14 protein-coding genes are annotated in these 25,468 nt (G+C 63.0%); 9 read left to right on the top strand and 5 right to left on the bottom strand.

The window, feature by feature from the left end; all coding sequences use genetic code 11:
• From ACFQ6Y_RS29920 to ACFQ6Y_RS29910, 3 genes are all read left to right on the top strand, one after another.
• On the top strand, positions 1–12,848 hold a 12,848-nt coding region (locus tag ACFQ6Y_RS29920; RefSeq protein ID WP_378640383.1), incomplete at its 5' end, for an amino acid adenylation domain-containing protein.
• A gap of 94 nt (positions 12,849–12,942) precedes the next feature.
• Positions 12,943–13,965 (top strand): alpha/beta hydrolase, encoded by a 1,023-nt coding sequence (locus tag ACFQ6Y_RS29915; RefSeq protein ID WP_378547979.1) that lies wholly within the window; start codon positions 12,943–12,945, stop codon positions 13,963–13,965.
• Between the two features lie 101 nt (positions 13,966–14,066).
• Positions 14,067–14,894 (top strand): helix-turn-helix domain-containing GNAT family N-acetyltransferase, encoded by an 828-nt coding sequence (locus ACFQ6Y_RS29910; RefSeq protein WP_378640381.1) that lies wholly within the window; start codon positions 14,067–14,069, stop codon positions 14,892–14,894.
• A gap of 10 nt (positions 14,895–14,904) precedes the next feature.
• Here the strand turns inward: ACFQ6Y_RS29910 and ACFQ6Y_RS29905 are convergent, their stop codons facing one another.
• Genes ACFQ6Y_RS29905 through ACFQ6Y_RS29885 form a run of 5 tightly spaced genes read right to left on the bottom strand, consistent with a single transcriptional unit; the run spans position 14,905 to position 20,098 of the window.
• Entirely contained in the window at positions 14,905–16,371 is a 1,467-nt protein-coding gene (locus tag ACFQ6Y_RS29905; RefSeq protein ID WP_378539745.1) for an FAD-dependent oxidoreductase, read from the bottom strand.
• A 54-nt stretch (positions 16,372–16,425) separates the two neighbouring features.
• Entirely contained in the window at positions 16,426–16,887 is a 462-nt protein-coding gene (locus ACFQ6Y_RS29900; RefSeq protein ID WP_378449799.1) for a carboxymuconolactone decarboxylase family protein, read from the bottom strand.
• Positions 16,884–17,834, bottom strand: a complete 951-nt coding sequence (locus ACFQ6Y_RS29895) for an NAD(P)-dependent oxidoreductase (protein WP_378640379.1) — start codon at positions 17,832–17,834, stop codon at positions 16,884–16,886. Before ACFQ6Y_RS29895 ends, ACFQ6Y_RS29900 begins: the two co-directional genes overlap by 4 nt.
• A complete protein-coding gene (locus ACFQ6Y_RS29890) occupies positions 17,831–18,580 on the bottom strand; it encodes an SDR family oxidoreductase (protein WP_378539743.1) in 750 nt (249 codons plus the stop codon). The genes ACFQ6Y_RS29895 and ACFQ6Y_RS29890 overlap by 4 nt, the downstream gene beginning before the upstream one ends.
• Positions 18,581–18,631: 51 nt before the next feature.
• Entirely contained in the window at positions 18,632–20,098 is a 1,467-nt protein-coding gene (locus ACFQ6Y_RS29885) for an aldehyde dehydrogenase (RefSeq protein WP_378640369.1), read from the bottom strand.
• Positions 20,099–20,297: 199 nt separating this feature from the next.
• Here ACFQ6Y_RS29885 and ACFQ6Y_RS29880 point away from each other — a divergent pair, with 199 nt between their 5' ends.
• From ACFQ6Y_RS29880 to ACFQ6Y_RS29855, 6 genes are all read left to right on the top strand, one after another.
• Positions 20,298–21,155, top strand: coding sequence for a mycofactocin-coupled SDR family oxidoreductase (locus tag ACFQ6Y_RS29880; RefSeq protein ID WP_378640367.1), 858 nt, complete (start codon positions 20,298–20,300; stop codon positions 21,153–21,155).
• 97 nt (positions 21,156–21,252) lie between these two features.
• Positions 21,253–21,858, top strand: coding sequence for a TetR/AcrR family transcriptional regulator (locus tag ACFQ6Y_RS29875; protein ID WP_283306808.1), 606 nt, complete (start codon positions 21,253–21,255; stop codon positions 21,856–21,858).
• A complete protein-coding gene (locus ACFQ6Y_RS29870) occupies positions 21,855–23,060 on the top strand; it encodes a cytochrome P450 (RefSeq protein ID WP_378539740.1) in 1,206 nt (401 codons plus the stop codon). Before ACFQ6Y_RS29875 ends, ACFQ6Y_RS29870 begins: the two co-directional genes overlap by 4 nt.
• Positions 23,060–23,866, top strand: a complete 807-nt coding sequence (locus tag ACFQ6Y_RS29865) for an SDR family oxidoreductase (protein WP_378640365.1) — start codon at positions 23,060–23,062, stop codon at positions 23,864–23,866. The genes ACFQ6Y_RS29870 and ACFQ6Y_RS29865 overlap by 1 nt, the downstream gene beginning before the upstream one ends.
• A complete protein-coding gene (locus ACFQ6Y_RS29860; protein WP_378640362.1) occupies positions 23,863–25,257 on the top strand; it encodes a cytochrome P450 in 1,395 nt (464 codons plus the stop codon). The genes ACFQ6Y_RS29865 and ACFQ6Y_RS29860 overlap by 4 nt, the downstream gene beginning before the upstream one ends.
• 2 nt (positions 25,258–25,259) lie before the next feature.
• A complete protein-coding gene (locus ACFQ6Y_RS29855; protein ID WP_378548006.1) occupies positions 25,260–25,451 on the top strand; it encodes a ferredoxin in 192 nt (63 codons plus the stop codon).
• The last annotated feature ends 17 nt before the right edge of the window (positions 25,452–25,468 follow it).

The following is a 25,468-nucleotide window of genomic DNA, read 5'->3' as shown; positions in this document are numbered from 1 at the left end:
ACGGGCCGACGGAGGCGTCGGTGGATGTGACGTTTCATGTGGTGGAGGGTGTTGTGGGGGTGGGTGTTCCGATTGGTCGGGCGGTGTGGAATACGAGGGTGTTGGTGTTGGATTCGCGGTTGCGGCCGGTTCCGGTGGGGGTTGTGGGGGAGTTGTATGTGGGTGGGGTGCAGGTGGCGCGGGGGTATGAGGGTCGTGTGGATTTGACGGTGGGTCGGTTTGTGGCGGATCCGGTGTCGGGGGTGTCTGGTGGTCGGGTGTATCGGACGGGTGATGTGGTGCGGTGGGGGTGTGGTGGGGTGTTGGAGTTTGTGGGGCGTAGCGATTTTCAGGTGAAGGTGCGGGGGCAGCGGGTGGAGTTGGGTGAGGTGGAGGCGGTGTTGGTTGCTCAGGTGGGGGTGGCTGGTGCGGTGGTGGTGTTGCGGTCGGGTGTGGGTGGGGATTTTTTGGTGGGGTTTGTGGTGGGTGAGGTGGGGTTTGTGGTGGATGAGGTGGTGGTGTTGGAGGGGGTGCGGAGGTCTCTTCCGGGGTTCATGGTGCCGTCGGTGGTGGTGGTGTTGGATGGGTTGCCGGTGACGGTGCATGGGAAGTTGGACCGTAAAGCCCTACCGGACACAACTTTCAACGCAGCAGAATATCGCGCGCCGATCACGCGAAACGAAGATGTGGTCGCTCGTGCGATCTCGGACGTACTCGATCTCGACCAGGTGGGGGCCGACGACAATTTCTTCGGGCTCGGCGGGGACTCTCTCAGCGCTACCCGCGTCATAGCGCGCATCAACACCGCGGCGAGCACAAAACTCGGGGTCAAAGCGCTGTTCGACACTCCGGTGGTAGCTGATCTGGCGGCCTCGATCGATCCGGTGGAACCCGTACTCGGTGAAACGGGGTTCGGAGGTTCGGGTCTGGTTGAACTCTCGGGTATGGCACGGCCAGAACACATTCCACTGTCCCTGTCGCAGTCGCGTATGTGGTTCCTCAACCAGTTCGACACCTCATCTCCGCTCTACAACATTCCCGTTGCCCTGCAACTCGACGGATTCCTCGATCTCGAAGCGCTCGAAGTTGCGCTCGGCGATGTGGTGGAACGGCATGAATCCCTTCGGACGATCTTCCCGACTTCCGCGGACGGGCCACACCAGGTGATTGTCGAACCAGCGCTCGCTGCTCCTCGGATCCACCCCGTACCGATTTCCGGCGAGCAGATATTTGCGGCGCTGCATGGGTTCTTCGACGTGGGATTCGATGTGGCCGAGGAGTTCCCGCTGCACGTGAGGTTGCTCCGAACCGGACCGGAGCAGCATGTTCTTGCGATCGTTGTCCACCACATCGCGGCCGACGGCTTCTCGATGACGCCACTGGCACGTGACCTGATGCGCGCCTATACATCCCGTGCGCAGGATCAGAGTCCGAGGTGGGCGCCATTGCCCATCCACTACGCTGATTACAGCGTGTGGCAGAGGGGGATCATCGACGCAGAAGATGGTCCAGGTACGTCGATCGCGGAACAATTCACCTACTGGACCGAGGCGCTGTCGGGAATCCCTGAAGTCTCACCGCTCGTTCTTGATCGACCTCGAAGGCCGAAGCGCTCTTCCGAAGGTGCCGTGGTCTCGGTGAGTATCTCACCTGAAGTTCATCGAGCTTTGACCGACCTTGCACACCAGCATGATTCGACACTTTTCATGGTTCTGCACGCGGCGTTCGCGGTGCTGCTGGCGCGGCTCTCGGGGTCAGGCGACGTTGTGATCGGGACGCCGGTCGCGGGACGCGGCGAAGCGGTGTTGGACGACGTGGTAGGGATGTTTGTCAATACTCTGGTTCTTCGTACGCCGGTCGAATCCGGAGCAACCTTCGCCGACACTCTGGCGACAGTGCGGTCGACAGATCTCGGCGCACTGGACCATGCGGACATTCCCTTCGAAAAGCTGGTGGACTACCTTGCGCCCTATCGTTCCACTGCGCATTCACCCCTATTTCAGGTATTACTCGAACTCCAGACCGCCACGAGCCTGCGCCTCGAACTACCGGAGTTGACGATCCGTTCGCTCGACATCGATCTCGAGGTGGCAAAATTCGATCTGCAACTGAGTGTGATGGAGCAGGTCGACGAGCGCGGCGTTCCGGATGGGATCAGCGCCGGCTTCCGCTACGCCACGGATGTTTTCGATCAAGGATCAGTGGAGCGAATTGCACAGCGCTTCGGGAGGGTGATCGACGCCGTGATCGAAGATCCGTCTGCGATCGTCGGTGACATCGACATTCTTCTGACCGACGAACGTAGCGAGGTGCAGGTTGCGCCGCCTCCCTCGGTTATCGGCAGGAACGATGATTCGCTCTCGGATCTCTTCGAACGAGCGGTGCTCACTTCGGGCGACGCCGTGGCGGTGCGTTGTGACGGCCAGTCGGTGACCTACCGCGAACTGGACGAGCGAGCCAACCGCCTCGCGCGACTGCTGGTGGCGCAGGGGGTCGTGCCAGAGACACTCGTGGCAGTGGCGATGACCCCGTCGTTCGAACTTCTTGTGGCTCTGCTGGCGGTGGTGAAATCGGGCGGTGGATACCTACCGGTGGACCTGACGTCTCCGCCCGAACGGGTGAGCTTCGTGCTGCGTGACGCTGCGCCGGTGTGCGTACTGACGACCACCGCCAGCGGTGATGAAGTCGGCCGCAACGGGGTGCCGGCGATAGTCGTGGACAGCGCCGACATTCGTGATGCGCTGCAGAGGTTTTCGCCGCGTCCGGTGACCGACGAAGACCGGCTGCTACCGTTGCGGCCCGATTCGGTGGCCTACGTGATTTACACCTCGGGATCCACCGGGAGACCGAAGGGGGTGCAGGTACCTCATCGCAGCGTCGTGACCTTGCTGGCTAACACCAGAGCGCTCTTCGGATTCGACCACGACGATGTGTGGACGATGTTTCATTCGGCGGCATTCGACTTCTCGGTGTGGGAAATGTGGGGTGCACTCGCACACGGAGGCCGACTGATACTGGTCGACTATTTCACGGCACGGTCACCCGAGGCATTCCTCGAATTGCTCCGAGACGAACGTGTCACGGTGCTCAATCAAACGCCTACCGCTTTCTATCAATTGGCGGAAGCCGACCGGCGTACCGGGGGTGCGGACCTGTCATTGCGTAACGTGATCTTCGGCGGTGAGGCGCTCGATTTCGGACAGCTGACGCGCTGGTACGCCCGACGCGGGACCTCCCCACCGGATCTGGTCAACATGTACGGCATCACGGAGACAACCGTGCACGTCAGCCACCTACCGCTGGATCCTGAACTGGCGCGTGAAGGATCTGCTTCGGTGATCGGGCGGGCACTGCCCGGGTTGCGTGTGTACGTGCTGGATCGGCGGTTGCACCCCGTGCCGCCCGGCGTCGCGGGTGAACTGTATGTCGCCGGCGACCAGGTCTCACGCGGATACCTCGGCCGGTTCGGCCTCACCGCCACACGTTTCGTTCCCGACCTCACAGTCATCGGTGCGCGCATGTACCGGTCCGGTGACGTGGGGCGCGTGAATGACTACGGGCAACTGGAGTACCTCGGTCGCAATGACATGCAGGTGCAGGTGAAGGGCTATCGGATCGAACTAGGCGAGGTGGAGTCTGCTCTGCTCTCCGGAGCCGGAGTGGCGCAGTCGGCGGTGGCGGCTCGCGGAGACCGGTTGGTGGGCTACGTGGTGGCGGAGTCCGGTGCAACCGTCTCTCCGAAGGCGCTGCTCGAGGTCCTCTCGGCGAAGTTGCCAGCACACATGGTCCCCGCTGTCGTGACGGTTCTCGATGCCCTGCCACTGACGGTGAACGGGAAACTGGACCGGAAAGCGTTGCCTGAACCTGACTTCGGGCAACAGACAACCGAGAGTCGTTCTCCCGTCTCGGACACGGAAAGTATCCTTGCGAGCCTCTTTGCCGACGTTCTGGGACTCGACGAGGTGGGGGTGGACGACTCGTTCTTCGCCCTCGGTGGCGATTCGATCATGTCCATCCAGTTGGTGACCCGCGCCAAGGCTGCCGGAGTTCTCGTCACACCGCGCGAGGTGTTCGAGCGCAAAACCGTGACAGCGCTGGCCGAGACGGCCGGAACGGCTGGCAACCGTGTCGTCCTCGACGAATTACCTGGCGGCGGCGTCGGTGAGATCGAATTGACGCCGATCGTCAAATGGATGCTTGACCGTGGTGGAGATTTTCGCCGGTACTCCCAATCAGTTCTGCTCTCGGTTCCCGCCACGCTCGACGAGGACACGTTGACACAGGCCATGCAGGCCGTGTTGGACCATCACGACATCCTCCGAGCAGGCCTTCGGGTCGCACTCCACCCCGAATCCGTTGTGCGGATGGACGTCGAACCTGCGGGCGCGGTGAGGTCGCCGACAGTCGTGGATCGCGTGCGCCTCGACGGCGCTGTGGCCGAGACGGTCTCGACGGCACTTGGCGCCGCTATGGATCGGCTCGATCCGGGGACCGGCGTGATGGTGCAAGCAGTGTTGTTCGAACCTGAGGGATCTGGGCGCAAGCGGTTGCTTCTCGTGGCCCACCACCTAGTGACGGACGGGGTCTCCTGGCGAATTCTGATCCCCGATCTTGCGCTCGCGTGTGCGCAGGTGCAGTCAGGCATCGACCCTTCACTGGCTCCGGTCGGGACGTCGATGCGTCGATGGGCGCGCGGCCTCGTCGACGCGGCGCACGAGCCGGATCGGGTGGCCGAACTCGACTACTGGCGGGACACACTGCGAGGTTCGGACCCGATGCTCGGCGCGCGCTCCTTGGCGACGACGGATACCGGCGTGAGTGCAGCAGACGTCGAAATGCGGGTACCCCCGGCCTTGACCGAAACCGCGTTGACCGATGTGCCGCAGGCGATTCACGGGAGCGTCGAGGACGGATTGTTGACGGCGTTGGCTGTGGCTTTGGTTCGCTGGCGGAGGCAGCGTGGGATCGACGCTCCGGAGGCGTTGATCAGCCTCGAGGGTCACGGACGCGAGGAACCGGTGGTCCCGGGGGCTGACCTTGCTCGTACCGTCGGATGGTTCACGTCGATCTTCCCGGTGCGCCTCGATTTGAGCGGAGTGGATCCGAGTGATGCCTGCGCCGGCGGTCCGGCTGCAGGCTTGGCTGTCAAGGCTGTCAAGGAACAACTCCGGGCCGTGCCGGAACGCGGCATCGGGTACGGCCTACTTCGGTACCTGAACGATGATACAGCACAGTCACTTTCACAATTTTCTCCGCCTCAGATCAGTTTCAACTACCTCGGACGCGTCGGTGGATCCGAGGCCGACGCTTCAGCGGGATGGACACCGATCCGTGACGAGGGTCTGCGGGCAGTTGCGGCCACCGAGCTGCCACTGGCGGCTGCCCTCGAGGTCAACGTGATGATCGTCGAGGGCAGCGACATTGCAGTCGACCTGGAGCTCGTTGCCGCCTGGACCTATTCGCCGGACATTCTGCGCGAGAAGGACGTTCGCCATCTTGCGCGGTTGTGGGTCGACGCACTCGCCGGGCTCGGCGAGTACGCAGCGGGCGGTGGCGGATTCACACCCTCGGATTTCGATCTGGTAGAGCTTCGACAGGATGCGATCGACGACCTCGAGAGTCGGTGCGAAGACCTGAGTGACGTCTGGCCACTCTCACCACTGCAAGCAGGTCTGCTGTTCCATGCCGAACTGGCCGAAGAGTCCGTCGACGCCTACCTCGTGCAGGTGACCCTCGACCTCGTCGGCGACCTCGATGCGGAACGCCTTCGCCGCGCGGCCGATACGCTGCTCGACAGGCATGACAACTTGCGCAGCGCCTTCCTTCACGACGCGGACGGCCGCGCCGTCCAGGTGGTCCGAAGCAAAGTGGCTGCGCCATGGCAGGCAGTCGACCTCGCTGCCAAGTCAACTCGGGATCTCGAGCAAGTACTGGCGCAGGACCGAGCGCTCCCGTTCGACATCTCGCGTGCGCCGCTGATCAGGTTCACGCTCATCGCGATTGCCCCGGAAACGTTCAAGCTTGTGCTGACCAACCACCACATCCTTCTGGACGGCTGGTCGATGCCACTTCTGATCAGGGAGTTGGCGACCCTGTACGTTGCGGACGGCGAGGCGCCGGAGTTGCCGCGTGCACGCCCCTACCTCGACTACCTGACCTGGATGAACCGTCGCGACCGGGAAGCCTCACGCGGGGTGTGGGCGAGGGCACTGCAGGGAATTGACGGTCCGACGCTGCTAGCCCCGCAGGATCGGTCGCGTCGACTCTCCACCATGGCGGCCGAGTGGATGTTCGATCTGGACGAGGATTTCACGACGACACTTCGCGGCGTAGCGAGGAGCCGAGGGCTGACGTTCAATTCGATTGTCCAGGCGTCGTGGGGGATCATCCTCTCGGCGCTGACCGGTCGAGACGATGTGGTGTTCGGAGCGACTGTGTCGGGTCGACCACCCGAGCTTACCGGGATCGAGACCATGGTCGGGCTGTTCATCAACACAATTCCGGTCCGAATCACGGTGCGCCATGGTGAGAGTGTCGGCGCTCTCCTACAGCGGATTCAGTCTGAGCAGGCGGAGTTGTCGGATCACCACTATCTCGGACTTTCCGAGATCCAAGACGCCTCCGGGCCGGAGATCGGCTTCGACACGTTGACAGTCTTCGAGTCGTACCCCGTTGACCGTCAAGGACTGTCGACCGATACGGACAACGCGGGGATCCGCATCGCCGGCGTCGAGGCGAAGGATGCTGCCCACTATCCGCTCAGTTTGGTGGCGTCGGTCGATACCAGGCTTCGGCTGAAGTTCGAGTATCTACCCGAGGTTTTCGACTCGGGCGATATCGAGTCCATCGCCGGCCGACTGCGGCGCGTGCTCGAAGCGTGTGTCCATCCGGATCAATCCTCGGCCGCGGTGTCGGTGCTGACGGAGATCGAACGCGACCAACTGGTGCCCGTCCGTGGTGCGGTTGGTGGGTCGACCCGCATTTTTCCAGAGATCTTCGACGCGGCAGTTCAGCAGGATCCGGATGCACTCGCTGTTGTATCGGCGAGCGGCAGCATGACCTATGGCGAGCTGGATTTCCTGTCGAATCGTATTGCTCGCGTACTCATCTCGCGAGGACTGGGGACCGAGGACTACGTCGCAGTCGGTGTTCCGCGTTCTCTCACCTCGGTATTGTCGATACTCGCCGTGGCCAAAACAGGCGCTGCATTCGTGCCGATCGATCCGAACTACCCTGACGAGCGGATCACCCACATGTTGAGCGATTCCAACGTCGGCGTCGGATTGACCACTACCGCATGTCGTGATCGGCTGCCCGATATCGCAGAGTGGCTGATTCTCGACGATCCGGACTTCACCGAGAAGTGCGAAGGATTCTCGGGCCGCCCTCTGACCGACAGCGACCGACTCCGTCCGATCGGGTTGGATTCCGCGGCCTACGTCGTTTACACCTCGGGGTCGACCGGCGTGCCCAAGGGAGTGGTGGTCACTCATCGCGGCCTCGACAATTTCGCGCGGGACCAGGTCGAACGCTACGGTGCAACACCACAATCGCGCACACTGCACTTCTCCACTCCGAGTTTCGACGGGTCGCTCTTCGAGTATCTGCAGGCTTTCGGCGCCGGCGCAGCCATGGTGATCGCTTCGCCTGGGGTGTACGGGGGCGAGGAGCTTGCGGAGCTTCTGGCCGAGCACGCCGTCACCCACGCGTTCATCACCACCGCCGCACTGGCTTCGGTGGATCCAGCTGGGCTCGAGCAACTTTCGGATGTCGTGTTCGGTGGTGAAGCCTGCCCACCCGACCTTGTCGCTCGCTGGGCGCCCGGCCGCAGGCTGTACAACGCCTACGGACCGACCGAGGCGACGATCATGTCCAACGTCAGCCCGCCGATGGCGGCTGGTGAACGCATCACGATCGGTGGACCAATCAGGGGTGTAAGCGAACTGGTGCTCGATTCGCGGCTGCAAGCCGTTCCCGTCGGGGCGCCTGGCGAGCTGTACCTTGCCGGGTCTGGAGTGGCGCGGGGATACCACTGTAGGCCGGGATTGACGGCAGAACGCTTTGTCGCCAATCCGAGTGACCCGGGAACGCGGATGTACCGCACCGGAGACATCGTGCGATGGACGGCCGAATCGCGTATCGAATACATCGGCCGCAGCGACTTCCAAGTCAAGATTCGGGGCTTCCGTGTCGAACTGGGTGAGATCGACAGCGCGCTCATGGCGGAGTCGAACGTCGGATTTGCCGTCACCATTGCTCACCGCGGCCCCGCGGGAGACGCCCGGCTCGTGTCGTACGTCGTGCCGGCAGAGGGCCGATTGGACACCGGGGTCCTGATTTACGCCCTGGCCGAGCGATTGCCTTCGCACATGGTGCCCGCCGCAATTGTCGTGCTGGAGAGCATTCCGCTGACAGCCGTCGGCAAACTCGACCGCTCGGCGTTGCCCAGCCCCGAGATCCGCACTACGGCAAGGGGTTTTCGTTCACCGGTCGGCCCGATCGAGCAGGCGGTGTCGAACGTGTTTGCAGAGGTGCTCGGCCTCGAGTGCGTCGGTGCCGACGGTAATTTCTTCGACCTCGGGGGAAATTCTCTCAGCGCTACATCGGTCGCGGCCAGGCTGCGGGCAGTGCTGGAAGCCTCCGTCGGCGTGCGGGATCTGTTCGAGGCGCCGACGGTAGCAGCCTTGGCTGCGGTGATCGAACAGTCGGTTGCTGGACCGTCGGGACGCTCGGTGTCGGAGCCGCGCCCTCGACCCGAAAACATCCCGTTGTCGTTTGCTCAGCAGCGAATGTGGTTCGTCAATCAACTGGACACCAGTTCGCCCGCGTACAACATCCCGCTCGTGGTGCGACTGACCGGGGAACTCGACAAGCCGGCGTTGAGAGCAGCGGTGTCCGATGTCATCGCCCGCCACGAATCGCTACGAACGATGTTCCCGGTTCGCGGTGACGAACCCGTCCAGCACATTGTGCCCACCGACAGCACGGCGCTGCCGCAATTGACCGAGCCACCTGTTGCCGCCGAACATCACCTCCGCGGCGAGCTTGCCAGAATGGTCTCGGCAGGTTTTGACGTAGCAGCGCGAATCCCAATGCGCGCAGCGTTGTTCACATTAGGCGAGCGCGAACACGTACTTGCGGTTGTGGTGCACCACATCTCCGCCGACGGTTTCTCGATGTCCCCGTTGGTGCGGGATGTGATGACGGCCTACGAGGCCCGCGTCCACGGCGAAGAACCGCAATGGGCGCCTCTGGTGATCCAGTACGCCGACTTCACCCTCTGGCAGCGAGAGCTTCTGGGTTCCGGCGAAAACCCGGCATCGGTGATCTCCGAACAGCTGGATTACTGGCGACGCACACTCTCGGGCGCACCCGACCTCCTGGAACTTCCTCTCGATCGGGACCGGCCCGCGCAGCAGACTTTTCACGGCTCGCGCATCCACTTCTCGATTGGCCGTGACCTCCATCGCCGTATCCAGGAGCTGTCGAGGCAGCATCAGTCCACTGCATTCATGACAGTGCACGCGGCGCTCGCAGTACTGCTGGCACGTCTCGGCAGCACCGACGACGTTGTGATCGGGACACCGATCGCCGGTCGAGGGGACCGCGTCCTCGATGACCTGATCGGCATGTTCGTCGGAACACTTGCCCTGCGTACACAGGTGGACTCGGCTCAGTCGTTCCGGGACTTCGCGGCGCATTGTCGCGAGGTCGACCTCGCGGCGTTCGCGCATTCCGAGGTTCCGTTCGAGAGGGTTGTCGATGCGGTCGGGCCTGAACGGTCGACGGCCTACGCTCCCATCGCCTCGGTGTCGTTGGAATTCCAGAACAACGAACGGCCGAATCTGCAACTGCCGGAGTTGGAAGTCCGCGGCATCGACCCCCAACTCGACGTCGTGAAGGTGGACCTGGAGTTCCTCCTGGCCGAGGAATTCGACGAAAGTGGAGCGCCCCGAGGGATGAGCGGCGCGGTCGACTTCGCCACTGATCTCTTCGATCCAGGTACGGTCAGCAGCTTTGCCGACATGTTCGTACGTGTTCTCGAATCCGTGACTGTGCACCCCGAAGCGGCCATCGGTGACATTGCGCTGTTCGGTGATCTCGAAACTCGCGAGTTGGTGCCGGCGCGTGGACAGACGGGAGTACCACCGAAACTATGGCCCGACTTGTTGACGACCGCTGCTGCGGTCGACCCGGACTCGGTGGCTCTGTCACTGGAGAACCGGCAGATCAGCTACCGCGAACTGGACGAGTGGTCGAACCGTGTGGCCCGGGAACTGTGCGGTCGGGGTGTGGGCCCGGAGACCTTCGTGGCGTTGGGGATGCCACGATCGATCGAGTCGGTGGTGGCCATCTGGTCGGTGGCCAAAGCCGGAGCTGCTTTTGTGCCCGTCGATCCCGACTACCCGCGTGGGCGCGTCGAATACATGCTCGCCGATTGCCGAGCCTCACTCGGATTGACGGTTCGCGGAAGCCGAACCCATCTACCCGACGTGGTTCCTTGGCTCGAACTCGACGATCCTGACTTCGAGCAGCGGGTGGCGGCGTTGTCGCCGGAACCGATCACCGACCACGACCGAACTGGTGAATTGCGCCTCGACCATCCTGCCTATCTGATCTACACCTCGGGTACTACCGGAAAGCCCAAGGGAGTGAACATCACTCATCGCGGTCTGGCCAACTTCACGGCAGAGACTCGAGAGAGGTTCGAGGTCACGCACGATGCGCATGTCTCGCAGTTGGCGTCGCCGAGTTTCGACGCGTCCATCTTCGAGTTGACCATGGCGTTCAGTGCGTCCGCACGGGTCGTGATCGTTCCACCGGCGGTGTACGGTGGCGCCGAACTGGCAGACGTTTTCCGGCGCGAGCAGGTCACTCATGCCACCATCACGCCGACTGCGTTGGCGGCGCTCGGTGACAACGGATTCGAGGCGCTTCGTGTCCTCGATCTGGTGGGCGAGGCCTGTCCGCCGGAGGTGGTCACGCAGTGGGCGCCGGGTCGGAGGCTGCACAACGGGTACGGCCCGACGGAAACCATGGTGCAGGCAAGCGTCAGTGATTCGATGAAACCCGGGGCAGGAGTGAACATCGGCTCGCCCGCAGTGGGATTCGGTTTCCTGGTGCTGGACGAGCGTTTGCAACCCGTCCCGGTCGGTGTGCCGGGGGAGTTGTACATCATCGGCCCGGGTATGGCACGTGGGTACCACAATCGGGCGTCACTGACGTCGGAGCGATTTGTGGCCTGCTTGTACGGAGCCCCGGGACGCCGGATGTACCGCACCGGAGATGTCGTGCGATGGCGTGAGTCCGGCGGCGACAGTGCACGTGATGACAGCAGTGCACGTGATGACAGCAGTGCACGTGATGACAGCAGTACCAACGATGACAACAGTGCAAGTACTGGGTCACATCACACGCTGGAGTACATCGGGCGCAGCGACTTCCAGGTCAAGATCCGTGGTTTCCGGATCGAACTCGGCGAAATCGATGCAGTTCTCACGCGACACCCGTCCGTGGACTTCGCTGCCACCATCGGCCAGGTCGGACCCTCAGGTGAAACGGTCCTGGTGTCGTATGTGCGTGCGTCGGATGCCGAATCCAGGGACAGCGAAGCCAGGGACAGTGAAGCCCGGGACAGCCTAGCCAGGGACAGCGAAGCCCCGGACAGCGACGAGATACGGGTGTACGCGGCCGACCGACTGCCCGCGCACATGGTTCCGTCGGCGGTGGTACTTCTCGAACGCATACCGATGACGCCGGTGGGTAAGCTCGACCGGAAGGCTCTGCCGGCACCCGAATTCAGTTCGGCCGCAGCAGAGTTCCGCGAACCGGTCACCGCGACCGAACACGCAGTGGTCGACGCATTCGCCGAGGTTCTTGGCGTCGACCGGGTGAGCACTGCGGACAGCTTCTTCGATCTGGGCGGGTCGTCTCTCGTTGCCACCCGAATCGTCAGCGCACTGCACTCCCGATTCCAACGCAGGATTCCACTTCAATGGCTGTTCCTGGACCCGACACCCGCCGGAATTGCTCGACGCCTCGACCTGCCGGCTGTGAGCGCCGGCATGGAAGAGTTTCTCGCCGTGGTTGTTCCGCTGCGCGCAGAAGGACGTGGGCGACCACTGTTCTGTGTGCATCCTGGTATGGGCCTGTCCTGGGGGTATGCCGGTCTGGTGCGGTATCTGCCCGAAGACCGACCGGTGTACGGCCTTCAGCTCCCCGCACTCAGCGACGACGGTGACTATCAGTCGATCGAACAGTTGGCGCATCGCTACGTCGAAGAGATGGAGGCCGTGTCGCCGGAAGGGCACTACGACTTGCTCGGGTGGTCGCTCGGTGGCGTCATCGCGCACGCCATGGCCGTCGAATTGCAATCGTCCGGCAGCGAAGTCGCAACACTGACGATGATGGACAGTTACCCCGACAACGGCGATGCGGCGCCGTCAGCCGTCCTCGATGTACGGGACCTGCTGAGAGGACTCGGTCTCGAGGTCGAGACCGACGAAGATCTGACCTTCGACGAGGCGGCGGCCGTGTTGACCCAGTCGGTCGGGACCGAGACCGGGGTCGACGGTCGGGACCTCGAGCGGATTGCCCGTGCGTACGAAACCTCGCAGCGAATCACGCACCAGTTCGTTCCACAGGTCTACGAAGGAGACCTGGTGATTTTCCCGGCAACCGGAGGAGACGACACGATTCCGCGCGAAAGGTCGACCCAGGAATGGGGTCCGCTCGTGACCGGCCGGATCCTGGAGATACCGGTGGGCTGCGGACACAACGAGATGATCGAGCCTGCGGCCATGGCGGTCATTGGACCGGAGATGGCTCGGCTCCTCACGATGTTTTCGGGTTACTCCGAACGGGCATGACAACTTCAAGCCACCAAGCCACCAAGCCGCAAGCCCGCGACGCGAGCGCCACCAAGCTGTTGCCGGGCACCGCAATCGAGCACGAGGAGCGGCAATGAGAAGGATCGGACGCACTCGGGCGGTACTTGTCGTCGCCCTCGTCGCATGGACAGGATTGTTCGGTGAAGCAGCGCTGGCTTCGGCAGATCAGGCGCGGACATTGCCTTCAGACGGATCAGCTCTCGATCACGTCGAGCAGATCAACGCACGTCAACTGACGATGTACGTCTACTCGGCTGCAATGGACAAGGTGATCCCACTCGAGGTGATTCGGCCGGCAGACACCAGTGCGCCGAGGCCGACTCTCTATCTGCTCAACGGCGCCGGTGGCGGCGAGGACACGGCTACGTGGCAGACCCGGACAGACGTCGTCGACTTCTTCGGCGACAAGAACGTCAACGTCGTGAATCCCATCGGCGGTGCATACAGCTATTACACGGACTGGGAGAAGCCTGATCCTGTTCTGGGACTGAACAAGTGGACCACGTTCCTCACCCAGGAGTTGCCGCCGATCGTCGACGCCACACTCGGTACGACGGGTGCGAACGCCGTCGCCGGATTGTCGATGGCCGGTACGTCGGTTCTGAGTCTGGCCGAGGCCGCACCGACGGTTTATCGTGCGGTCGGTGCCTTCAGCGGTTGCGCCGAGACGAGTACTCAGCCAGGTCAGGACTACGTGAGATTCGTGGTCGGATTCCGCGGCGGCAACGTCGACAACATGTGGGGTCCCGTCGGTGGTCCGGGGTGGGTGGCCAACGATCCGGTGGTCAACGCCGAGAGATTGCGAGGCATCGATCTCTACATCAGCAACGGAACGGGGCTACCGGGTCCACACGAGAATCTGGGTGGACCGATGGTCAACGGTGATCCGGGCGTTCTGGCCAACCAGGTGATCGTGGGCGGAGTCATCGAGGCCGGGACTAACCAGTGCACCCATCGTCTGGCCGAGCGACTCGACTCCCTGGGTATCCCCGCCACCTACGATTTCCGGGCAACGGGCACGCACTCCTGGGGTTATTGGCAGGACGATCTTCACAACTCGTGGCCGGTGATTGCCGAGTCGATCGGTGCACGTTAGCCGGCGTACCCGAGGGTCTGTGGCTGAGTTGTTTCTCACTTCGGCGCCAGTCTCCGAACCTGGCCGCCCGAACTGCAGGTCAGCGGCGTTATAGTCGCCAGATGAGTTCAGATACACTCGCGCCCCTCGACACCGATGTACTCGCGCGCAGGTTTGCGTGCCTGGGTGATCCCACGCGGTTGCGAGTGCTTCGACTTGCAGCTGCCGGCCCGGTAGAGGTCGAGGAGATCGCACGCGCTGCATCACTCGAACCGTCCGCCCTGGGTGTTCACCTCCAGGCGTTGAGCGAGGTCGGCTTCGTCGAGGTGACGATGCACGAAGGCAACTCGGTTGTCAGTGTTGCCGGAACCGCGTACTCGGATCTGATGGCAGCGGCCGCCGTCGCAGCTGCGCGCGGTCCGGTCAGAGACACCTTGGGGCTGCTTCCCTCCGATGTGGTTCTGCGCCGCATGGACTCGAGTGACTGGGACGCCGTGCGGTCGATCTACCGCGAGGGAATCGACACCGGAACCGCGACCTTCACCACGTCGGTGCCATCCGCCGAGAAGCTCGACGCTCAATGGTTGCCTGATCATCGGTGGGTCGCAGAGATCGACGGACGCGTCGAAGGCTGGGCGAGCCTGAGCCCGGTGTCCTCGCGTGACTGCTACCGCGGGGTCGCCGAGAACTCCATCTACGTCGGCAGTGGTGCCCGCGGTCGCGGGGTCGGCAAGCTGCTGCTTCGCCAGCAGGTGCAGGCCGCCGACGCCAGCGAGATCTGGACTGTGCAGTCGTCGATCTTCCCCGAGAACCGCGCGAGTGTCGCGCTGCACCAGGCCGTCGGGTTCCGAATCGTCGGGACTCGCTCGCGTATCGCTCAACTGGGTGGGCGGTGGCGTGACACGTTGTTCCTCGAACGTCGCAGCGAGGATGCTGTCGCTGACATTTGAGAACAGACGCTCAACCCTTGGCAGCGCTGATTCCGGCGCGTCGACCGTAGAAGCTGCCGTCACCGAGGGACGTGCCTGAGGCATAACCGCCGGCGCAGACTCCGGCAGTGCAGCGGCCGGCGGCAAAAAGCCCGGGTATCGGCTCGCCCGAGACGTGCAGGACCTCGGAGTTGATCGATGTGCGAAGACCCCCGAGTGTGAATCCGGCGGTGAAGTTGCGAAGGTCGAGCGCCGCGACGGGCGAGCCGATCGGCTTGACCCACTCCTTCTTCTTACCGAGTACCGGGTCTTCACCACGGGCAGCGTGGCGGTTGTATACCTCCACGGTCGACTGCAGCGTGCCCGCCGGCAGCCCCATGTCGGATTCGAGTTCCTCGACGGTTTCGGCTACCCACTTGGGCTGGAACCTGAAGAACGGTGTGGAACTGTCTGCGGCGCAACCCTCTTCGTAGGAAGCTTCGTCGATGATCAAGTAGGCCTGATTCTCGTTGCGTAGCAACGTTTCCTGCCCGATCCTGCCCGGGTACGTATCCTCGTTGACGTAACGCTGGCCGCGTCCGTTGACAAGTATGCCGCGGATCATCAACTGGGGATCGCCGAAGAATGCGACCTCGGTTGCGTCCATGTGCGCGAGGTCGGCGCCCAGGGCCTGCGCCATCTGGATCGCCTTGCCGTCGTGCTCCTCGATGGCTGCGCCGGGTCGACCGATGAGTCTCGGTGCGTACGACTGAATCATCGATTCGTTGTAGGCGAAGCTTCCCGTAGCCAGTACGACGCCCGTGCGTGCTCTGACCGCCACTTCTTTGCCGTACTGCTTGGCGATGATGCCGACGACTCGATCGCCGTCGACGACCAAGCGCTGCACCCGCATGTCGTATTCGGCTCGTACTCCCAGGCTTTCGGCTGTCTCGATCAACGGCTTCATCAACATGAAGCCGCCGCCTTTCTCTCCGGTGCGTTTGCCGCTCATCTGCGGAACGTGACCGCGAGGGGCCGGTGTCGCGATCGTGTTGAACGGTGCCGAGTTCTCGCCGCCGGAATACATGAGCCCGTCGTCGAAAGGCGTTTCCCAACCCGGTTGGCCGTAGAAACTTTCCTTGAACGGCACACCGTTGTCGACGAGCCAGTTGTAGTGTTCGACGCTGCCTTCGCAATAGTCGGTGATCTTCTCCTCGTCCGCGCCGGGACCGAGCGCGGCCATCATGAACGACTTCATGTTCGCGGGGGAGTCCTCGAACCCGAGCGCCTGCTGCAACGGGGTTCCGCCGCCCAGATAGATGAATCCGCCGGCCAACGCGGCGGCGCCGCCCCATCCACTCGTGCGTTCGAGCACCAGCACTTCGGCACCCGCACGGGCTGCCTCGATCGACGCGCTTACTCCGGCGATGCCGTAGCCGGCGACGACAACGTCAGCCTCGAAGTGCCACTGTTCGATGCTTGCTGCGGACTGCGGACGGATTGAGCTGGCCTCGGCCATGGATTCAGGTCCTTCGTTCTTCGGTAAGTTGATTGCAGTATCTCGATCGACGGTTCAGTCGGTGTCCGTTTTCGCGGAATCCGCGGCAGCCTTCTCCTTGGCGCGTGCGGCTTTGCGTCGGTCGGCCTTCACGGCGATCAGCGCGTTGTTGAGGCCGGTGGCCAGCGGCCAGCCGACGTAGTGGCACAAAAAGATCGCGGCCTCTTCGAACTGCTGCTCGGTCAACTCTTCGTTGTGGAGAGCAGCGTTGATCTGGATCTTTGCGACGTCGCTCTGCCCCTGGGCGGTGATGGCGCCGATCAGCAGCAGTCGGCGATCACGCACCGACAGCCCCGGGCGTGTCCAGATGTCGGCGAAGAGATGGTCGGCGGTCACCGCGAAGAAATCGCCGGGAACATCAGCGGGGAGTTCCCAGCCGTACACCTCGTTCATCTTCGCGACGCCGCGAGCGCGGGTCTCGGAGATGCGGTTTCCGTCGGCTCCGCTGGTGTCGGTCATGTGGGTGGTGTCGGTCATGCGTGCTCCCGTGTCGTAGATGCCGGTGACGGTTCGCCGTCCCCGTTTTCATCCCCGTGATCGACGCCGAGTCCGACGCCGAGTCCGGAGAGTGCAAGGTGCGCGAGCGGCAGTTCGAGTTCCAGCCGGTCACCGAGATCGATGGCCAAGGCCAAGTCCTTCTCCCCGAGATTGCGAACGTGCTGCAGTATCGAGAACCACGGATCATCCTCCGAGACCGGTGCGGTGGTGTCGCGAAGCATGATCGCGCCGGCGCCACCGGTGATGGCATCGGTATGCCTGACGACCTTTCCGAGCGTGCGGAGATTCAGTCCTGCCGCCTCGGCGAGTCGCGCAGCTTCGGTCGTGGCGGTGAACGAGACGAAATGAAGAAGGTTGCGTGCGAGCTTCATTCGAGTTCCTGCGCCGACATCACCGGCATGAACCACCAGTTCGGCCCAGGATCCGAATGGCTCACGGACGGCCTCGAACGCCTCCTCCGATCCACCGATCATCACCGCCAACCTGCCCTGGGCGGCACCGCCCGCACCGCCGCTGATCGGCGCGTCGATCAGCAGAACGCCACGAACCTCGCAGATACGAGCGAGTTCCACCGCCGTGGTGTCCGAGATGGTCGAGTGAATCGCGACGACGGTTCCCGGCTGTGCAGTCGTCAGAATCCCGTGCGGCCCGTCGACGACGTCGCGGACCTGCGCGTCGTCGAGGACCGTGACGGAGATGATGCTCGCGCGCGCAGCCACCTCGGCGGGCGTCGATGCTGCGCCTGCACCCGCGGTGGTGAACGGCTCGAGCGCTTCGGGGCGGGCATCACACACCACGAGCCCTCCCGGCCAGTCCAGGAGGCGCGTCGCCATGGGCGCACCCATGTTGCCCAGACCGATATACCCCAGACGGGGTTTCGAAGAGTTGGGTTTCGGCGAGCTGGGCTCAGAAGCGGATTCCGTCACGACCGGTACACCTGCCCGCCGTCGACGTTGAAGATCTGCCCGGTCACCCAGCCTGCGTCGTCCGAGAGGAGGAACAGGCACATGCCGACGAGATCATCCGGTGTTCCCATGCGCTGCAACGGGATTCGCTTGACCATGTCCTTGACGATGTTGCCGGGGGTGACGGTTCGAGTCGCCTCGGTGTCGATGGGACCGGGAGCTATGGCGTTGATGCGGATGTTCGACCAGCCGAGTTCGGTCGCGAGTTGTTGCGTCAGGCTGTTGACCCCGGCTTTCGCGAGTCCGTAGTAGTTCGAGTACAACCAGGCTGCCGTGGAGGACTGGTTGACGATCGAGCCGCCCTTCTCCCGCATGTGAGGTACTACGGCGCGGCACACCTGCAATGCGCCGTCCATGTTGACGCTCATGAACTTTCGGTAGTAGTCCCAGTCGACGGTCAACAAGGAATCGATCTTCATTCCGCCGTAGATGGCAGCGTTGTTCACCAGATGCTCGATGCTTCCGAACTGCTCGACAGTGAACTCGGCAAGTGCCGCAGTCGATTCCCCGTCGGCGACGTCGACGTCCTTGAACACCGCGCGCCCACCGTCCGCGGTGATCTGTTTTGCTACAGCTTCGCCGAGTTCGCGATTGAGGTCGGCGATCACCACGTTGGCGCCCTCTGTGGCCAACGCGCGAGCGTATGCCTCCCCGATGCCCTGCGCCGCGCCGGTGACTATCGCAGTGCGACCGTCGAAACGTCCCATGTCGACCTACTTTCGTGGTGATGATGTGCGGTGATGGTGGGGGTGTGAATGTCAGGAAGGTGAAGCGACGAGCTTGGTTTCGAGGTATTCCTCGAAACCTGCGAGACCCATTTCGCGGCCGATCCCGGATTGTTTGTAGCCACCGAACGGTGCATCGGCCGAGTACCAGACGCCGCCGTTGACGCTCAGCGTTCCGGTTCTGACACCCGCTACAACGTGCGCGATGCGATCGGGATCGGTGCCCCACACCGACCCGGACAGTCCGTAGGGCGAATCGTTGGCGATCCGGATGGCGTCGTCGTCGCTGTCGTAGGGAAGGATCACGAGGACGGGTCCGAATATTTCCTCCTGCGCTACCCGCGACGAGTTGTCCAGCCCGGCAATGAGAGTGGGCTCGACGAAGAAACCGCGCTCGTGATCGGCAGGACGCCCACCGCCTGTGACGACCGTACCGCCCTCTTCGGCGGCCAGCGCGAGGTAGCTCTCCACCCTGGCGCGCTGGCGCGCCGAGATGACCGGGCCACACACCGTTCCGCGCGCGCTGGGGTCGCCGGCTCGGATACCCGCCATCGCGGCAGATGCCGCGGCCAGAGCATCGTCGTACCGAGAGCGCGGCACCAGAAGTCTGGTACTGAGCGCGCATCCCTGACCGGCATGAACGCAGACGGAGAACGCGGCAACCGAGCATGCACCCTTGATGTCCGCATCGTCGAGGACGATGAATGCGGACTTACCCCCGAGTTCGAGGAAGACCTTCTTGAGAGTTTGCGCGGCCGTGGCCATCACTGTGCGTCCGGTGGCGGTGGAACCGGTGAAGGACACGAGATCGACGCGCGGATCGCTGCACAGCTGCGCGCCTAGGGAGTGATCCGTCGACGTCACGACGTTGACTACGCCGGCCGGGATCTCGGTTTCCTCTGCAATCACCTTGGCGACCAGCGCGGCGCACCAGGGCGTGTCCGGCGCGGGTTTGAGAACGATGGTGTTGCCGGCTGCGAGGGCGGGACCGAGCTTGGCGAAATTGATCTGGTGCGGGAAGTTCCACGGTGTGATCGCACCTACGACGCCAACTGCTTCCTTGAGCAATCGGCGATGGGTGGGTATGCCCATGGGTGACGCGTGGCCGAGATCTTGTTCCCACGCATAGGATTCGATCAGGTCGGCCCAGTAGCGAAGATCTTCGATCGGGCCCTCGAGTTGTGGGCCGCTCGTCAGCATGACGGGCGCGCCCACCTCGGCAACAGTGATCTCACGTAGTTCTTCGATGTGGGACTGGAGTGCCTCGCACAGTTGGCGCAGGCAGCGAGCGCGAAATTCGTGATCGCGCGCCCACTCGGTGCCGTCGAATGCACGGCGTGCGGCGGCGATGGCCGCATCCATGTCCGCGGCGGTGCCTTCGGCAGCGCGGCCGATCAGTTCCTCTGTTGCCGGATTGAAAACTTCGAAAGTTCCGCCCGATCCGGGAATCAGCTTTCCGTCGACGAGAAGTGCAGAACTGTCTGCGGGTCGAAGCGTCATAGCGCGAGCCCTCTCTTTCTGGACATGTGTCTGGACTCTAGTTCACACTTCGGATTGAGGCAATGGTTTCTGGGGCATAAGAGATTTCGAGCCAAGTTGTTCGAGAGTCGGTGGATCGGCCTCGACGAAAAGCGCCTCACGTCCGGTGAGGCGCCGCTACGGTTCACCACACCGTCCATACCCGCAGAGGAGTAGTCGAATGAACAGAGTTGACGGAAAAGTGGTGCTGGTGACCGGCGCTGCGCGAGGTCAGGGGCGCAGTCATGCCGTCCACCTGGCACGCGAGGGCGCGCATGTCATCGCCTTCGACCTGTGTGCCGACATCGCCAGCAACGAGTACCCACTCGCCAGTCCTGCCGATCTCGAGGAGACGGCTCGACTGGTGAAAGAGACTGGGCAGCAGGTGGTGGCGGCCCGGGTCGACGTCCGCGATCGCGCCGGACTCGAAACGGCCCTGGCGGAGGCGGTGAGCCAATTGGGCGGACTGCATGTCGTCGTGGCGAATGCCGGTATCTGTCCGCTCGGCAAGCACGTGTCCACCGCAGGTTTTGTCGACGCGTTCGACGTGAACTTTCTCGGTGTCGTCAACACAGTGCACGCATCGATGGAGTATCTCGGCGAAGGGGGTTCGATCATCGCGATCGGATCTGTCGCCGGCCTGGTGCCGCAGACCGGATTCAACGGTCAGCAGGCGCTCCAGGGTCCGGGAGGAGACGGATACGGCCTGGCCAAGAAGCTGATTCAGGCCTACACCAGTTCGTTGGCGCTGACCCTCGGGCCGAGCTCCATTCGAGTCAACGCGATTCACCCGACCAACGTGAACACCGACATGTTGCAGAGCATGCCGATGTACCGGACGTTCCGTCCTGATCTCGAGAATCCGACCGCCGAGGATGCGGCAGTGACGTTCCCGTTCATGCAGGCTATGCCGACTCCGTGGGTCGAGCCCGCGGACATCTCGCATGCAGTCGTGTACCTGTCCTCCGACGAATCGCGTTTCGTGACTGGCCAGCAACTGCGCGTCGACGCCGGTGCCGGGATGAAGATCGGTCTGTAGTAAAACTTTTCGCCTTGCTGCTGCCTGTCGGCGGTGAATTCTGGGAGTTTCGCCGTTTCGTTGCCCTGGACACGACGCTGTAGTAACGTCCAGACACGTGTCCAGCAAACGGGGCGAGCGAAGTGGCGGGGGATCGGTTGTCTACGAATCCACCCGTCGGCGCCTCACGGGCAAACAGGCGGAGACGGTAGCCAGACTTGCTGAGGCGACCGTGAAAGTTTTACGCGAACAAGAGTTTTCCGGTCTGAGTATCCGTTCGGTTGCGGCCGAGGCCGGCGTGGGAACTGCCACCGCATACACGTACTTCGCGTCCAAGGAGCATCTGGTCGCCGAGGTCTTCTGGAGAAGACTTCAGGGGTCGTCGGCGCCCGACGGCGCCGGACTGGATCGCACCGCGCACGTGCTGTCTGTGCTTCGCAACATCGCACTGCTTCTCGCGGACGAACCGGAGGTGTCTGCGGCCGTGACCAACGCCCTGCTCGGCACCGATCCGGAAGTGGAGCATCTCCGCGGCCGGATCGGGTTCGAGATCCACCGCAGACTCGCCTCGGCACTGGATCCGAATGGTGAGCCCGAAGTGCTGGAAGCGCTCGAAATGCTCTATGCGGGAGCGCTTCTGCGCGCAGGTATCGGGTACGGAACCTACGCGCAAATTGCCGGACGCCTCGAAGCATCCGCACTACTGATCCTGGAGAAATCATGACAGAAGCTTTGATCGATCCGGTGGTCTTCAATCCGTACGACTACCACTTCCACGACGACCCGTATCCGACGTACAAGCGTCTGCGCGAGGAATCCCCGCTCTATCACAATCCGGACGTGGGCTTCTGGGCGTTGTCGCGGTATGCGGACGTGGTCGAGGGGTTCAAGGACAACAAGCGCCTGTCGAGCGCAAACGGAGTGTCTCTCGATCCCGCGGCATACGGGCCACACGCACACTATGTGATGTCGTTTCTCGCGATGGACGACCCTCGCCATATGCGGTTGCGCCAGTTGGTCTCTCGCGGATTCACACCGCGGCGGGTTGCGGAACTCGACGGACGGATACTCGAACTGACGAAGCAACACCTGATACCTGCGCTGGGCGCAGGGGAGTTCGACTGGATCACGGAGGTGGCGGGAAAGCTGCCGATGGACGTCATCTCCGAGCTCATGGGAGTCCCCGAACCCGATCGAGCCGAACTGCGGCGTAAGGCGGACCTGGTGGTACATCGGGAGGCGGGTGTCCTCGACGTCCCGCAACCAGCGGTGGAAGCCTCGATCAGCCTGATGGGCTACTACAAGGACATGATCGCGCAGCGTCGGCGCGCGCGGACGGACGATCTGACCTCGGCGTTGCTCGACGCCGAGATCGACGGAGACAAGCTCTCGGATCAGGAGATCCTCGGGTTCATGTTCTTGATGGTGGTGGCGGGAAACGAAACCACGACCAAGCTTCTCGGAAACGCGTTGTACTGGGGCTCACACCACCGCGCACAGATCACACCCGTGCTCGACGATCCCGAACGAGCCTCGGAGTGGGTGGAAGAGACCCTCCGCTACGACACGTCGAGCCAGATCGTGGCGAGAACGAGCGTCGTCGACCTCGAATATCACGGGCGCACCATTCCCGCGGGAGAGAAGGTATTGCTCCTGATCGGTTCGGCCAATCGTGATGCGGACGTGTTCGAAGACGCGGACAGCTTCCAGATCGGTCGAAGCTCGTCCGGCAAGCTTGCCAGTTTCGGTGGCGGCGTTCACTTTTGCCTCGGCGCCCACCTCGCAAAGCTCGAAGCCAAGATCGCCCTCGCAGAATTCGGCCGTCGGGTCAGCAGCTACGAGGTCGACGAGTCCGGAATCGAACGTGTCCATTCGACCAATGTTCGGGGCTTTGCGGCCCTACCCGTGAAAGTGCAGGTGCGCTGATGCCTCGTTTCGAACCCAACCCGGCTCGCCGGCCCGCACTGATCAGTGGTGCGTCGTCGGGAATCGGTACCGCTACCGCGTATGCCCTGGCCGAACTCGGCCACCCCGTTGCCCTCGGTGCGCGTCGACTTGCAGAGTGCGAGGCCATTGCCGAGAAGATCCACAGTAACGGCGGCGAGGCCTACGCACACTTCCTCGACGTCACTGACGGTGATTCGGTCGACGGATTCGTCGCGGCAGCGGAGGCGGTGCACGGTCCCACCGAGATCGTCGTCTCCGGTGCCGGTGACCTCGAATTCGGCGCCGCGGACGAGATGGATCCGGAGGCGTTTCTCCGGCAGATTCAAGTCCACCTCGTTGGTGCGCAGCGATTGGCGCACCGCGTTCTCCCCGGTATGCGTCAACGTCAGCGTGGTGACTTCGTCCTGATCGGCTCCGACTGCGCTGAACGCCAGCGGCCGCTCATGGGTGCGTACGACGCAGCCAAAGCCGGACTCGAAGCCATGGGGCGCCAGATGCGAATGGAGCTGGAGGGAACAGGTATTCGCGCGTCGATCGTGCGGCCAGGGCCGACACTGACCGGCATGGGGATGGACACGACGCCGGAGATCATCGGGCCGGTCGGGGAATCGTGGAGTAAGTGGGGGTTTGCCCGCCACGGCTACTTTCTGCGTGCCTCGGACATCGCCAATGCCATCGTCGCCGTCGTGTCGGCGCCGCGCGGGGCTCACATCGTGCTCGTCGAAGTTCAGCCCGAGGCACCACTGGACAAACTTCCCACTGCGAACTCACAGGAGACGACATGACGCACGGAGTGCAGGAGACGTCGCGAACACTGCCCGAGCCACCGCGGGTGTCCGGTGGGGACCTCCCGCACGGGCATCTCGAGGAACTGAGAACCGACCCGATTGCGCTGATGCGCAGGGTGCGCGAAGAGTGCGGTGACGTCGGTGCCTTTCAACTTGCCGACCGCACCGTGATCTTGTTGTCGGGAGCGGAGGCAAACGAGTTCTTCTTCCGTTCCACTGACGAAGATCTCGACCAGCAAGCTGCGTACCCGTTCATGAAGCCGATCTTCGGTGAGGGCGTGGTCTTCGATGCCAGCCCGGAGCGGCGTAAGGAGATGCTGCACAACTCGGCACTGCGCGGTGAACAGATGCGTGGGCACGCCGCCACGATCGGCCGCGAGGTCGAGGCGATGGTCGCGCAGTGGGGAGACGAAGGTGAGATCGATCTGCTGGACTTCTTCGCCGAGCTGACCATCTACACCTCGTCGGCGTGCCTGATCGGCAAGAAGTTCCGCGACGAACTCGACGATAGCTTCGCCAAGCTGTATCACGAGCTCGAACAAGGCACGGATGCTTTGGCTTTCGTGGATCCGTACGCGCCGATCGAGAGCTTCCGCCGACGCGACGAGGCCCGGTTGGCGTTGGTCGCTCTGGTGCAGGACATCATGAACGGCCGGATCGCGAATCCTCCACAGGGCAAGGAGGACCGCGACATGTTGGACGTGTTGGTTTCGGTCAAGGACGAGAACGGCGCCCTCCGGTTCAGTGCCGACGAGATCACCGGAATCTTCATCTCGATGATGTTTGCAGGCCACCACACGACTTCCGGCACGGCAGCGTGGTCGCTGATCGAGATGTTGCGGCATCCGGACACCATGTCGGACGTGGTCGAGGAACTCGACAATCTGTACTCCGACGGCGCTGACATCAGTTTCCATGCTTTGCGACAGATTCCGGTTCTCGAGGCAGTGGTCAAGGAAACCCTTCGACTGCATCCGCCGTTGATCATCCTGTTACGAGTGGCGCGTGGAGATTTCGAAGTGGGCGGCTTCGAGATCAGGGAAGGCCACCTTGTCGCCGCGACACCCGCGATCTCCAATCGAATCGCCGAGGACTTCCCGCGTCCGGACACCTTCGATCCCGGTAGGTACATCGACCCGAATCAAGAGGACATCGTCAACCGCTGGACGTGGATTCCGTTCGGAGCCGGCCGGCATCGCTGCGTCGGCGCCGCGTTCGCTCAGATGCAGCTCAAGGCGATCTTCTCGATCTTGCTGCGGGACTACGAGTTCGAGATGGCGCAACCGTCGCAGTCCTACCGAAACGATCACAGCAAGATGGTCGTCCAGCTGCAGCAGCCGTGCGCGGTGAGGTACCGGCGCCGAACGAGTCCCGGGAGCGAGGGGTGATCATGCACGTCGAAGTCGATTTCGACCTGTGTCAAGGCCATGCGGCATGCGAACTGGAAGCACCGGAGATCTTCGTCGTTCCGAAGCGAGGGAAGGTCAGTCTTCTGGACTCCGACCCACCTGAGTCGCTCCGCGGTGAAGCCGAGATGGCAGTCAGGTATTGCCCGACCGGCGCACTGAGAATTGTCGACTGATTGCAGCGGATTGTCGA

It is taken from the genome of Rhodococcus sp. NPDC056516 (genome assembly GCF_042794655.1).
Classification (GTDB): Bacteria; Actinomycetota; Actinomycetes; order Mycobacteriales; family Mycobacteriaceae; genus Rhodococcus_F.
This window is presented reverse-complemented; position numbering and strand designations above follow the sequence as displayed.